This window comes from Corallococcus sp. AB011P, assembly GCF_003611605.1.
Classification (GTDB): Bacteria; Myxococcota; Myxococcia; order Myxococcales; family Myxococcaceae; genus Corallococcus; species Corallococcus coralloides.
This window is the reverse complement of the sequence record NZ_RAVX01000004.1, coordinates 629,926-642,084: the sequence shown is the minus strand read 5'-3', so window position 1 is coordinate 642,084 and position 12,159 is coordinate 629,926. Positions and strand designations below refer to the sequence as shown.

Sequence of the window (12,159 nt, the reverse complement as noted above, 5' to 3'; positions counted from 1 at the left end):
TTCCAAGGGGGGGCGGTGACCGCCCCCCTGTTTCACGGAAGCGGCGACTCATCCTTGGGTTCTCACAGCGCCGCCTCCTGGCGAAGCCTCCGCGCGAAGAAGGACAGGATCTCGTCTCGCGCCGCGAGGGTCGGCTCTCCAGCCGCGTCGATGAGGTGCGCGGTCACGACGCTGTGCGCACCGCCGACGATCCGCTCGAAGAAGGGCGGGGGCCTGGGGTTCGCGGCCGACGACGGCAGCACCCTGGGGTGGAAGCGGGGCCCCAGCGCTTCGGCGTAGGCGGCGAAGCGCTGTGCCGTGCAGAAGCGATCGCCGTCGAAGCGGTACGCGAGCACCGTCAGGTCTTCACGCTCGAGCCGCTCCTTCACGGCCGCGGCTTCCTCGGGGGCGATTTGAATCGCTCCCGGAGTGTCGAGCGGCAGCGAGGGCTGGCACAGGACGGGCGCCAGCACCGCGGGCTCGAGCATCATGCTGAGCGCGAAGTTGCCGGTGAAGCACATGCCGATGGCGCCGACGCCGGGTCCTCCACATTCCTGGTGCGCGAGGCTCGCGAGCGCATGCAGCCACTGCGTCACAGGGCTTGACGCATTCGCCGCGAACGCGCGGAACTCCGCGCTCACGCAGGCCCGCTTCATCACGGCGAGCCCCGCCTCCGCCTGCGGATAGGCCCCATCCCTCCCGAACAACGACGGCATGTAGACCGTGAAGCCGGCATCCCGGACCCAGCGTGCGAAGCGCGCGACGTGAGGGCTGATGCCTGGCATCTCGGCCATGACGATGACCGCGGGGCCTCGACCGGCGATGTAGACGGCGCGCGGGGTCGACTGGAGCGTGATGGTGCGTCGCTCGAAGTCATCCAGGGGATCGTCGGCGGTGGGCTCGGGGGCGGGAGGAGTCATGCCCGGACGATGCGGGAAACCCTCCCTGGCGGGCCAGTGGCGGCGTTGACAGGTTTCGGTCTACTCTTGCCAGACATGATCTTCCATGTCGTGCTGGATGGCGTGGCAGAGGGCCCGCTGGGTGTCGGCCTCGACGTGATCAGCACGGCCTCGCGCCTGCTGGAGTCAGGCCTCGTCCCGGGTGCTCCACGAGCGAACCCACTGCGTCAACGCGTGGTGTCGCTGGACGGCCGCCCGGTCCGCTCCGGCACGGGACGCTCCGTCTGCGTGGACGGTGCGCTCAGCCTGCGAAGCGTGAAGGCGGGAGATGTGCTGCTGGTGCCCGGACTCTCCGCGGCCAGCGAGCGCGCCGTCGAACAGCTGCTCTCCCGCGCCGACACCGCGCGCGGCATGGAGCTGCTCGCGCGAGCGGCGGCGAAGGGGGCAAGGGTCGCGGCATCGTGCTCGGCGACCTTCGTCCTGGCGGCGGCGGGGCTCCTCGAGGGACGGAACGCGACGACGACCTGGTGGCTGGTGCCCGCGTTCGTGCGCCGCTTCCCCCAGGTCACCGTCCGCGCGGACCGGATGGTCATCGAGAGTGACGGCGTCCTCACCGCGGGTTCTGCCTTCGCGCACGCCGACTTGATGCTGGCCATCGTCGCGCGCGTCGCAAGCCCGTCACTGGCGCACCTGGTGGCTCGCTACCTCGTGCTCGACGAGCGTGTTTCGCAGTCCCGATACATGGTGATGGAGCATCTGCGCGTCTCGGACCCGGCGCTGCGTTCGGTCGAACGGTTCATCACCGCGAACCTTGGCCGGCAGTTGACGCTGGCGGAACTCGCCCGCGCCGCCTCCACGTCCTCGCGCACGCTCGCGCGACGGGTCCAGGCCGGCCTGGGCATGACGCCGCTCGAGTTCGTGCAGCGGGTCCGCGTGGCGCATGCCTCCCACCTCCTGGAGACGACCCGGGACTCGGTCGATGACGTCGCCGCCCGGGTGGGCTACGCCGACGCGGCTGCCTTTCGACGCGTGTACCGGCGGTACGCCGGCGAGAGCCCCCGCGGCAGACGGCCGAGGGGCTCCCGTCCGGGATGACTTCACCGGCACGTCCGACAGACCTCGCGAAGCAGTACAAAGGCTGCCACCCAGGGGGATGAGAGTGAAAAGGTCCATGCCGCGGGCACCCTCCTGGCCTTGGCAGGATGCGCCCGGGGAAGGCTTCCCCGGGCGCATCGCTGGGATTGTCCCCCTTCGACCGCGCGCGGCTCAGCGCATGGGACGGAAGGGGACGCGGGTCGTGCCCGTGGTGGCCACGTCCAGCCGGCCGTACAGGCCCTGGCTCTCATCCGCCGGACCCGCGGTGAAGAACAGCGTGTTGGTGGGCTGGTTCAGAAGGCCATTGCCGAACCCGAGCGCCCAGAGGCCGTCGATGATGAGCGGCTGCCCGTTGGTGCCGTGGAGCTGGGCATCCAGGGTGCCCGTCACGATGTCGAAGGCGTTGATGGTGCCGTCGCCGAAGTTGCCCACCAGCAGGCGCCCGGCGAACCGCCCGAAGCTGGCCGGCGCCACGGCCATGCCCCACGGCGCGTTCAGGTTGCCCGCGGAGATGAGCCGGCGGATCAGGTTTCCGTTCGAATCGAAGACGTTGACGTAGCCCAGACCCGCGCCGTGCACGTCGTCCTTGCGCGCATCGTCCTGCTGCGCATAGCTCACGTAGAGGTCGCCGTGGATGTTCTGGATGCCGAACGGCGCGAAGCCGGCAGGCAGGTTCGGGTCCGTGAAGTTCCCGCTCAGCGTGGCGGGCGCGAACTTGCTGTCGAAGACATCCACCTTCCCGTTGTGGAAGTCAGTCGCGTAGAGATAGGCGGCGGTGCCATTGTTCGCCAGGGCGACGCCCTTGTAGATCGCGTTGCTGCCGGAGTTGTCCACCGTGAGGATGGCATTGGCTGGGGCCGCCAGCGGAGACCAGCCGGCCACGACGCCCTGCTCCGTCACGAAGATGAAGCGAGCAGCCCCACTGGCGGTCCCCGCGGTGACCACGAAGCCCTCGGAGCCGTTGTAGACGACGCCCGTGGGGCTCGACGGCGCCGTGGCTCCCGTGGGCACCGGGATGGTGACCACGAGCGACTGCGCGTTCCCATCGCCGTCATAGAGCGTGGACACCCCCGTCCCGTTGTCGGCGACCCAGGCGGCGCCGAACGGGTTGAAGGCAAGCCCCCAGCTGTTGATCAGACGGGGATCCGGATGCTCCGCGCTCACGCTGCCGTCGGAGACAAGGTTCTTCTGGGTGTACGTATTGGGAAGCTCGCCCGGTGCCTGGGCGATGGCCGCTCCAGGCAGCGCCACCACGGCAAGCGACAATCCAAGCACATATCCACCACACCGCCGCCCCAGTTCGCGAATCGACGTTGTCTTCATGTTCCCCCCCTCGAGATATCGCGCTGCTGTGACCTTCTCGTCTGACTGAAACCTGAGAAGAGGGGTCCTCCGGCGCAACAGGCCCTGCTGCGCTGGGAAATGATTGCCAGTGTTTATTGCCCGGCTTCCAACGCGTCATCCGACCCCGGGCCGGGCCCCAGGCCTTCGTGGGCTACCCGTAGGGCGTCTCTTCATGGCGCTGGAACGGGTACGCCAGCTGGCCCAGGTAGGTCTCCGGCGGCTGGAACTTCGTGGTCCCGTACTTCGAGGGCCAGTGGGCCGGCATGTGCGCGGTGCCGAAGATGACGTCGATGAACGACAGGAAGACGGCGAAGTTCTTGTCGATGCCTTCGTCATCGGACGTGTGGTGCCAGTGGTGGAACTCCGGCGTCGCGAAGACCCAGCGCAGGTACGGCCAGCGGTGGTTGACGTTGGCGTGGATGTACACCGCGTGGAAGGACACGAAGACGAGGTAGCCGTAGATGGCGGAGGGGTGGAAGCCCAAGAGGAACACCGGCACGAAGCCCGCGAAGCGGTTGACCAGGATGTCCACCAGGTGGCTGCGCGAGCTGGCCAGCCAATCCATCTGCAGCGTCGAGTGGTGGATGGCGTGGAAGCTCCACATCCACCCGACGGTGTGGAAGGCCCGGTGCACCCAGTAGCTCACCAGGTCGATGACCAGCAGGATTTCGAAGAACTGCAGCCAGATGGGCTGCGCGGCCACGTGCGCCTGGAAGTCGAGCTTCACGGCCCAGGACAGGAACACCTGCACGGGGATGAGCACCGCGAAGGAGATGAGCTGCACGCCCACGTGGCTGACGAAGAAGTGCTTGAGGTCGGTCTGCCAGCCGGCGCGGAAGATTCGCTGCTCGTGCAGCCCCCACAGCCGCTCCATGGGGATGAACACCAGCCCGAGCACCAGCAGGTCCAACGCGAAGAAGTCCAGGCCCGCGCTCATCGCGCGCGGTGTGTGCGTCAGGGGCTCCGCCTCGCTGCCGCCCAGAAGCAGCGCCACCATCGCCAGCACCATGGCGATGCCGCCGTGCGCCTTGGAGCGCAGGGTCATCACGCTGAAGGTGCCCAGCAGGAAGGTGACGAGGATGGACACCTGGAGGATGCCCCGGAAGACCTCCAGGTGCTCCACGTAGAAGGCCCGGCCATCGTTGGACACGAGCACGTGGGGGAACAGGAAGCAGAACTCCGCGACCACGCAGAGCACGCCCAACAACCCGCCCGTGACACCGGCGCGCTTGCCCAGGTCGATGCGCCGGGCGGGAGCAAGAAGCATTTCCAAGGAGGACCGTCCAGAAGGAGTGCGGCGAGGCATGAGCCTACACCACCCGGGTGCCCGAGCTGGGGCAGCCAGGAGGCCGCACTCGTTCCTCCACCTCGCTCACGTTTCCGCGACGGGCTCCGCGGCCACCGCCCGCACGCGGCGCTGTTCGTTGTAGACGGACAGCCGCAGCGTCAGCACGTAGGTGACGCAGCATGCGAGGACGGCGGGCGGTCCATAGGCGGAGCCGAACACCTCCAGCACCAGGGCAATGGCCGCCAGGGGCACGCCGACCACCGCCACCAGCGCGGAGGCGATGCCGACCACCACGAACACCGTCACGTCCGCGGGCCCCGTGCCCGTCAGCGACGCGAGGAGCTGCGCCGTGGCCGCGCCCGAAACGCCCCCCAGCACCATGGATGGAATGAGCATGCCCGCCGACCCGCCCGACTGCACCGTGAAGCTGGTCGTGAGCAGCTTTCCGCCCACGATGAGCAGCAGGTACCACCACAGCGACAGCGTCCCAGACGCGCCCGTGAGCAACCGGGCGATGGTGTACTCCCCCATGCCCAGCACGTGCCGGAAGTCCATGCCCACACCGTAGTAGAGGCCCCCGGCCACCAGGACGGTGCACAGCGCGCCCATGGCGCCGCGCAGCAGGGGACTGGCGCGCTCCACCACCTTGCGCGTGTGCAGCATCGACAGGCCGAACAGCAGCGCGATGGGCGCGGACACCGCCACGGCCACCAGCGCGGTGAGCCCGTACTCCCCCAGCGTGTACGTGTGCGCGTGCGGCGGTGCCACGAAGATGGGCTTGAAGCCGAGGAACCGGTTGTTGAGCGCGTACGCGATGATTCCGGCGAGCAGGCAATACGCCAGCTTCCGGTAGACGATGCGGTTGCCGTAGACGACCTCCAGCGCGAAGAGCGCCGCGGCGAACGGCGCGTTGAGCAGCGTCCCCACCGCCGCGGCGATGCCCGCCAACTGGCAGGTGCGCAGCGTGTGCTCGGAGCGGGCGCGCGTCAGGCGGGCCACGCCCGCGCCCAGGGACTCGCCCACCAGCACCACGGGACCCTCCAGCCCACCTGACGCGCCGGAGCCCAGCGTCAGAAGCGTGGCCACCGCCTTGCGAAAGGCGAGCCGGAGGGCGGGCCGCGAGTAGCGCGGGCGTGGGTCGTCCGCCGAGTCCTCGTAGGTGATGTGGTAGTTGTGGAGCGCGACATTCACCCCGTCCGAGGCCACGTCGCTCCAGCCGGGCCGGCGGTTGAGGACGCCTCTCAGCAGTCCGCCCAGCAGCAGCACGCCCGCGAGCACCAACGGTGCCCACCAGGCGCTCTGCCCGGAGGCGAACGCCAGCAGCACGTCGCTGGTGGCATGGACGCCATACCGCAACGCAGAGCACACCCCCCAGATGAGCACCGTGCTCAGCACCACCCGGCCCACCGTGCGGAGCACCGTGTCCCAGGAGTCGTGGAGGGCACGCTGTTCTTCATCCAGGGGTTCGCGACGTCCAGCCATGGAGCGGGAGGCTACGTCGTTTGAGGACAAAGTAAATGGACTCGGCCGCCCTGGGTTCAGGGCGTCTTCAGCGGAACTCCTCTTCCAGGAGGGCCCAATGCGCATCCACCCAGTCGTGGAGGTACTGCACCTCCTCCTCGAAGCCGAGGATGTCGGTGCGCTGGTTCCAGCGCGGGAAGTGGCGATAGGCCTCGCCCCAGTGGGCTTCATCCTTTCGAGCCGCGCGGTCGACCTCGGCGGCATAGGTGTCGATGAGCCCCTGGACGACGTCCCGGTGGAGTGTGGTGTGGATCAGCGTGTGGAGGCGCTCGCGGAGGGGCTGGCGGATGGTGGGGTCTTCCAGCATCCGGGCGAACAGGCGGTTCTCCTCGGTGAAGGAGTCCATCAGGTCCGGGGCCTGTCGCGTGGTGTCCCAGTTCTGCCCGAAGCTCGCGTCCAGGTCCCAGGGGATGTAGCGCCAGCGCCGCGCTGGGCCTTGCGCGCGGAAGTGGTAGGCGTTCTTCGTCACGGAGTCGGACAGGGCCGCCAGGTGGGCGAAAATCCACCAGTCCTCGTAGTCCTCCACCTGCATCCATGCGCCGCGCTCCGTGCGGAAGCGCTCCGCAGGGGAATCCGCCACGAAGGCGGTGAGCTGCTCGATGCTGGCGTAGGCCCCGTCTCCCTGCTCGGGTTCGCCCTCCTTCTTCTCGTAGCCCAGACGCAGTGAGGCCTTGGGCCTGCCGGACGCGTCCCGCCAGGAGAAGTTGGCGTCGGAGTCCACGGCCTTGAAGAGCTCACCCTGGACATCCATTCCTTGCGCGGAGAGCGAATGCCGGTCGACGTGGTCCGCCACCGTGTAGAGCCCGTGATAGAGCCCGTTCAGATAGACGACCGCGCTGAAGGTCTTCACCTTGAGGTGGTCGGGAGACATGCGGCTCCACAAGGTGAAGCCCAGCCTCGCGCGAAGGTATGAGTTGTCATTGAAGGGGCTGATCAACACCACCTTGCGTCGGCCGGTGAAGCCAGCCGCGAGCAGGGGCTCGTCGAAGGTCTGCCCGCCGAGGAAGTCGAGCGTGAAGCTGCGCTTGGGAAAGACCTTGGACGTCGCGCCGCGATGTCGGGCCCGGGCGACGTAGCAGCGTCCGCGATAGAAGACGCGCGCCGCCTGGTAGGCGTCGTCATCCGGCAGTGAGTCCGCCACGTAGAGGTGGAGCACCGGCAGTCCATCCTCCTCGACGTAGGCGCGAGGATCCTGTCCGTGCTCGCGAGCCGCGTCTTCTCGGGCGGTGTCCCCCGTTCCGGTGCATTCGGGAACGGGCGGGTCCCAGGGACTCTGGGGCCGGCAGCCAGACGCCGCCATTCCCAGCGCCAGCACCAGCAGGGCCCGGGCGACGTGCGGTGACCCTCGCCTCGCTCGTCCCCTGTCCTTCATCCACGCCCCGAAGCGAGCCATGCGTTCGCCTCCAATACCGCTCCCATGGCAGTGGCGCGCCCTGTCTCCGGGACCGAGGCACATGTCGCCTACAAGCTGAAGAGGGAGGCGCGGGGCGCTCCTTGCCGGGGCAGGTGCGCGCCCGCTACCGTGGACGCATGAAGACCGTGGATGAATGGAAGGCAACGATGCGGGCCGCGCTGAAGGATGCCCTGCGCACTCGAAACGTGCCCGCCTCGGCGGTGCTTCGGGAAACACTCGCCGCCATCGACAATGCCGAGGCGCCCGACGTGAGCGTTGCCCCATCGCCGGTCGAAGGAGGCATCGCCGGCAGCGCGGGGGGACTTGGAAGTGGAGAGATTCCCCGGTTGCTGTTGTCTCCGGAGGCGGTGGATGCCCTCATCCAGCGTGAAGTCCAGGAGCGTCGCGACGCGGTGGCGCTCTACACCCGGCTCGGCAAGCACGAAGAGGCCCGGACGCTTCAGGCGCAGGTGGACGTGCTCCTGGCGCTTTGAGCATGAATCGCGCTCCGCCGCACGCGCACGGGGTCTTGTGCGCGCTTGGCGCCCTGAATGCCCGGGAAGCTGGTTGGCGTAGTGCTGGCCGTTGTAGGTGAGGCCATACCCGCCGCCGTCTGGCACGGCGCAGAGGCTGTTGGCGTAGGCGAAACACTCTTGGAGATTGGCTGCGTATGGCGCTGCGGTGGCCCCAGCGGCAGGTCCTCCCCAGCACTCGAGCAGGGATTGCCCAGCGCATGTGCTCGTCCTGTCGTGAGGGGACGGGGTGCCTGGTCTGGATGGCGCTGTCATTCGTGGCGGGGCAATCCGTGCAGCGCGCTGCCACGCCATGGGCCGACCCTGAGTGGATTGTTCGTGGAACTACATCCACGCGGCCTGCTAGATGTAAGGCATTCCCCTCTGGGGGCAGGATGAACCAGACTGCGAGCCTTCCACCAGAACTCCTTTCACGAGGTGAGGCCCCCTGAAACATCTCCTGGCAGTGTCTGCGTTCCTGGCGTCGGGTCTGGTTGCGTGCGGAGGCGATTCCAGCCTGGAAGGCACCGCGAACGAAGCACGGCAGCCTTCGGTGGTTTCCGAAGCCGGGGGCTCCGTGAAAGCGAGCGCCTGCACCCAGTATTACGTCCCCAGGCTCACCACCTACTGGGACTCATACCCCATGCGAGACGATGGACTGCTCGGTCAGTGCGAACTGGATGCGTCCTGCAATCCCACCTGCTGGGGCGTGGAGAGCGCCTATCCCGTCCATAGCGACTACTTCTACTGCACGCATTGCCCTTGAGGCCCTCGCTCCCGCCGCACAGCGCGGGAGCGTTTGGCCCACCGCGATTAGAAGCGGGGGCCCGGGGCGCGCGGAGGCTGCAACGCCAGCACGGACGGCACGGAGTCGGGCGCGGCCAGACGCAGCAGTCCCATCCCGATGCCGGCCAGCCCCATCATCAGCCCCGGCGCCTCGGTGAACCTGGGCAGGCCGCAGCGCCATGCTCCGTCCTGGCCCTGCGCCAGCACCCGCGCGGCCCGCGAGCGCGCGGCCTCTTTCCAGGCTTCGTCTCCCAGCACCTCTCCCGCCAGGTGCAGCACCTCCAGGTTGCCTACGTCTCCGTGGCACAGGCAGTGGCTGCCGCCAAAGCCTTCGCGCTGCACGGTGGCGAGCCCTGCGTGAAGCTCATCGCGCAGCCGCGCATCGTCCAGATGGCGCAGTGACAGCAGCCTGGCCAGGACGCCGCCCGCGGCCCCGTTGCACCAGGCCGTCATGAAGCCGCTGGGCACCAGCGGCTCGCCTTCCTTCGACGTGCGCAAATCCTTCCAGTTGCCGCGCTCCGCGACGAACAGGGCGCGCTCGAAGGCCAATCCCTGACGCGCGGCCTCCCGGTAGCGCTCGTCGCCGGTGAGCGTGGCCAACTCCAGCAGGGCCCAGACGAAGCCGGCCGCGCCGTGGGCCAGGCCCGTGAGCGCACGTCCGGCCGCGGGCACCACCCAGGCGCGCCCTCCGTGCTCGGAGTCGCTCGCTGTCTGGAGCATCCGCTCCCCGCACTTGCGCGCCAGCCGGAGCGCCTCCGTGCTGCCGGTCTGCTGGTGGAGCCGCGTCAGCACCAGCGCGGTCCCGGCGACGCCCGCGACCAGGTCCAGCGCCGTGTCCGCGTCGATCTTCGCCTCCAGCGAGCCCAGGCCCTCGTGGACTTCATCCAGCAGCGCGGCGTCGCCCAGCGCCACGGCCAGGTGGCCGAGGACGTAGACGTTCGCCGCGCGCCCCGAGAACGCCCCCACGCCGGAAGGGTCCTGGGACTCGGGTGCGCGCCACTGCTCGCGCACCGGTACCGCCGCCCTGCGCGCAATCGTCGCGAAGTCCTCCCGGCCCGTCACCGCCGCCAGGTAGCCGAAGAAGAGCGCCACGCCCCCCACGCCGTCGAAGAGGTCCGTGCGCAGGGGAGAGAGCCCCCAGCGACGGCGCTCCAGGTCCTGGAGCCCCACGCCAATCCAGCCGACGTCTTGGGCGCCCTGGATGGCGCGGCCCGCCAGCAGCTCACCCAACCGCACCGCGCCGGCCAGACACGCGTCGGGCGTGGCGGGCGGGGGCAGGGCATCCCCGGCGGCGGTCACCGACGCGCGGGGCGCCACGGTTTCCTGCTCTCGCTCGAGCGTCACCAGTGACTGGCGGATCAGCGCCACCTGTTCGGCGCAGTCCTCGGGGCTCAGGGACTCCAGCAGTTGGAATGAGCCGTCCAGGCCGGGACGCGGCAGGTGATCCGCGATGCAGTGCCCCCGGCTGTCCCAGACATGACGCGATCCGGGCCGGGCGGTGAAGACGGGCACGTCCCCCAACCGGAGGTCCTCGTGCTCGGAGGGCGTCAGCCGCGCCAGCGAAGAGCGCACGCGGACCTCCGCCCATAGCTTGTCGAGCAGCTGGTCCCGGTCGAGCGCGTCGCGCAGGAAGTCCGGGTGCAGGCCCTCCTGGAGGAGGAAGCCGTAGCGCATCGTCGCCCGCGCGATGTGGCGTACCTCCACGTCGCGGAACCCCTCGAGTGTCCGCGCTACCTCCTCGCGATGCTGGAGCAGCAACGCGTAGGTCTCCTGGAAGCCCTCCTCGATGCATGCCCCGAACGCCGTGACGTCCACGGGCCGGCCCTCCAACAGCGGGCGGTTGTGGGCCGCCGCCGTGGTCGGCTGCCGACGGACGACGTGCAGGGTGTCACGGGCGCGGTCTTCCAGTGTGGGCGCGGCGTGGGGGAAGAGCTGACCTGCCTCGCCGCCCAGACCGCTCAGCTCCACTCCGGCCCGGCCCTCCCTGCCGAACATGAGCGTGGGCAGCAGGCCGCTGCTGAGCACGGACCGCTCCAGGAAGCGCGCGGCGCGGGACACCGCCGTATCGTCGGCACGGGGTGCGGGCAGTTGATGGAAGAGCCCCTCCAGGTCCACCAGGACGGGGAACTCCCCGGCGGCGAGGAGGTTGCCGGAGTGCAGGTCCACCCCGCGCAGCAGGTACAGCAGCGCCAGATGGCTGCCCTGCCGCCAGTAGAAGCGCGCCACGGCGTCGCGGTTGGCGCACCCGCCGGTCTCGACGTGCTCCACCCAGCCATGTGATGCGCGCGTCAGCACCTTCAGCCGGCGGTGCGGATGGCGCAGGCCCCAGCGCTCCAACTGCTCCAGCAGGTCCTGGTATCGCGCCTCGACCTCCAGCGACCTCGGCTTGTAGACGACCCGCAGGCCGGAGCGGAAGGTCAGCAGCGCCACGCTGCGGCCCTCGCGGTGCGGGTCTCCCGCGCCGGTGCGCGCCTCCACGAGCGGCCCCGGATCCACCCCCGCGCCGAGCACCGCCACCAGGGACTCCCGGTCCTCCGCCAGGTGCGTCAGCAGCTCCAGGCTCGTCTGGATCCATCGCTCCAGGGCCGTCACCAGGAGCCGCGCCAGCACCGGGTACTCCTCCAGGAACGCGGCGAGCCGGCCCGGGGCCTCCAGGTGGTGCAGGGCGAAGTGCTCGAAGCGCGCCTGGGGCGTTTCGCCCTGCAGCTCGCCGCGCAGCCGGGCCACGTTGAGCTCCAGCACCAGGGACCGGGTCGCGGTCTGCATCAGCCGCTGCTCCAGCGCGTCCACGAGCCAGGCCTCGGCGCGCGCGTCCAGCAACGCGTCAGCGGGCAGGCCGGTCCGGGCGGCCAGCGCATCAACACCCGCCCGCAGCCGGCGCAGCCCCAGTTGGAGGAACCGGCGGATCAGGGACGGCACGCGCATCCGTGGACCCGGATCCACGGGAGCGGGGAGGGCGACGTCGGACGCGCGGTCGGACAGCACCTCTTCCAGGAGCGGCACCCACGTCAGCGCTTCCGGCCGCGTGGAGCTTCCGGCGAGCCTGCGCACGAAGGACGCCGCGTCCAGCCCTACTCCGCGAAGCCGCTCGTCGAAGGACGCCTCATCCCCCAGCGTGCTGCGCCGCCACGCCTGGAGGCGCGACCCGGCCTGCTGGAGCGCCGGGGCGGAAGGGTCCTCTCCCGCGGCCTCCCGCTCATGGAGGAAGGCAGCCCGCTCCCACGCACCCATCTTCGAGCCCTCTCGCATGCGCGCCCTGCACGTCCGTCTGGACGTGGAAAAAGACAGGCGCGAGGACCGGAGCCCCCGCGCCTCGGGTGGAACGGGACGACTCCTCGTGGG

9 protein-coding genes are annotated in these 12,159 nt (G+C 69.6%); 3 read left to right on the top strand and 6 right to left on the bottom strand.

Annotated features, from left to right (window positions below):
* Window positions 1-62: 62 nt before the first annotated feature.
* On the bottom strand, window positions 63-899 hold the full coding sequence (locus tag D7X30_RS15770; protein ID WP_120563719.1) for a dienelactone hydrolase family protein: 837 nt from the start codon (window positions 897-899) through the stop codon (window positions 63-65).
* Window positions 900-974: 75 nt separating this feature from the next.
* Here D7X30_RS15770 and D7X30_RS15765 point away from each other — a divergent pair, with 75 nt between their 5' ends.
* A complete protein-coding gene (locus D7X30_RS15765) occupies window positions 975-1,973 on the top strand; it encodes a GlxA family transcriptional regulator (protein WP_120563718.1) in 999 nt (332 codons plus the stop codon).
* Between the two features lie 171 nt (window positions 1,974-2,144).
* Here D7X30_RS15765 and D7X30_RS15760 read toward each other — a convergent pair whose 3' ends face one another.
* The 4 genes from D7X30_RS15760 to D7X30_RS15745 all read right to left on the bottom strand — a co-directional run bounded on the left by D7X30_RS15760 (window position 2,145) and on the right by D7X30_RS15745 (window position 7,519).
* Window positions 2,145-3,296, bottom strand: a complete 1,152-nt coding sequence (locus D7X30_RS15760; RefSeq protein WP_120563717.1) for a TIGR03118 family protein — start codon at window positions 3,294-3,296, stop codon at window positions 2,145-2,147.
* A gap of 172 nt (window positions 3,297-3,468) precedes the next feature.
* Window positions 3,469-4,584 carry a sterol desaturase family protein gene (locus D7X30_RS15755; RefSeq protein ID WP_233591592.1) on the bottom strand — a complete coding sequence of 372 codons (1,116 nt, stop codon included), beginning with the start codon at window positions 4,582-4,584 and terminating at the stop codon, window positions 3,469-3,471.
* 105 nt (window positions 4,585-4,689) lie between these two features.
* Complete coding sequence (locus D7X30_RS15750) at window positions 4,690-6,087, bottom strand: chloride channel protein (protein ID WP_120563715.1); 1,398 nt, start codon at window positions 6,085-6,087, stop codon at window positions 4,690-4,692.
* A 67-nt stretch (window positions 6,088-6,154) separates the two neighbouring features.
* Window positions 6,155-7,519 carry a CotH kinase family protein gene (locus D7X30_RS15745; protein WP_158619275.1) on the bottom strand — a complete coding sequence of 455 codons (1,365 nt, stop codon included), beginning with the start codon at window positions 7,517-7,519 and terminating at the stop codon, window positions 6,155-6,157.
* 137 nt (window positions 7,520-7,656) lie between these two features.
* Here D7X30_RS15745 and D7X30_RS15740 point away from each other — a divergent pair, with 137 nt between their 5' ends.
* Both D7X30_RS15740 and D7X30_RS43420 read left to right on the top strand, forming a co-directional pair.
* Complete coding sequence (locus tag D7X30_RS15740) at window positions 7,657-8,013, top strand: hypothetical protein (RefSeq protein WP_120563777.1); 357 nt, start codon at window positions 7,657-7,659, stop codon at window positions 8,011-8,013.
* A 661-nt stretch (window positions 8,014-8,674) separates the two neighbouring features.
* Window positions 8,675-8,797 carry a hypothetical protein gene (locus D7X30_RS43420; protein ID WP_255424202.1) on the top strand — a complete coding sequence of 41 codons (123 nt, stop codon included), beginning with the start codon at window positions 8,675-8,677 and terminating at the stop codon, window positions 8,795-8,797.
* Between the two features lie 47 nt (window positions 8,798-8,844).
* Here the strand turns inward: D7X30_RS43420 and D7X30_RS15735 are convergent, their stop codons facing one another.
* The gene (locus tag D7X30_RS15735; RefSeq protein WP_120563713.1) at window positions 8,845-12,066 is read right to left on the bottom strand and encodes a type 2 lanthipeptide synthetase LanM family protein; all 3,222 of its coding nucleotides are present in this window, start codon (window positions 12,064-12,066) and stop codon (window positions 8,845-8,847) included.
* Window positions 12,067-12,159 lie beyond the last annotated feature (93 nt).

Bases quoted from the DNA above. Each gene is read 5' to 3' on its own strand.
- D7X30_RS15765 (WP_120563718.1), top strand. From the start codon at position 975: ATGATCTTCCATGTCGTGCTGGATGGCGTGGCAGAGGGCCCGCTGGGT.
- D7X30_RS15750 (WP_120563715.1), bottom strand. From the start codon at position 6,087: ATGGCTGGACGTCGCGAACCCCTGGATGAAGAACAGCGTGCCCTCCAC.
- D7X30_RS15740 (WP_120563777.1), top strand. From the start codon at position 7,657: ATGAAGACCGTGGATGAATGGAAGGCAACGATGCGGGCCGCGCTGAAG.
- D7X30_RS43420 (WP_255424202.1), top strand. From the start codon at position 8,675: ATGCGAGACGATGGACTGCTCGGTCAGTGCGAACTGGATGCGTCCTGC.
- D7X30_RS15735 (WP_120563713.1), bottom strand. From the start codon at position 12,066: ATGCGAGAGGGCTCGAAGATGGGTGCGTGGGAGCGGGCTGCCTTCCTC.
- D7X30_RS15755 (WP_233591592.1), bottom strand. From the start codon at position 4,584: ATGCTTCTTGCTCCCGCCCGGCGCATCGACCTGGGCAAGCGCGCCGGT.
- D7X30_RS15745 (WP_158619275.1), bottom strand. From the start codon at position 7,519: ATGGCTCGCTTCGGGGCGTGGATGAAGGACAGGGGACGAGCGAGGCGA.
- D7X30_RS15770 (WP_120563719.1), bottom strand. From the start codon at position 899: ATGACTCCTCCCGCCCCCGAGCCCACCGCCGACGATCCCCTGGATGAC.
- D7X30_RS15760 (WP_120563717.1), bottom strand. From the start codon at position 3,296: ATGAAGACAACGTCGATTCGCGAACTGGGGCGGCGGTGTGGTGGATAT.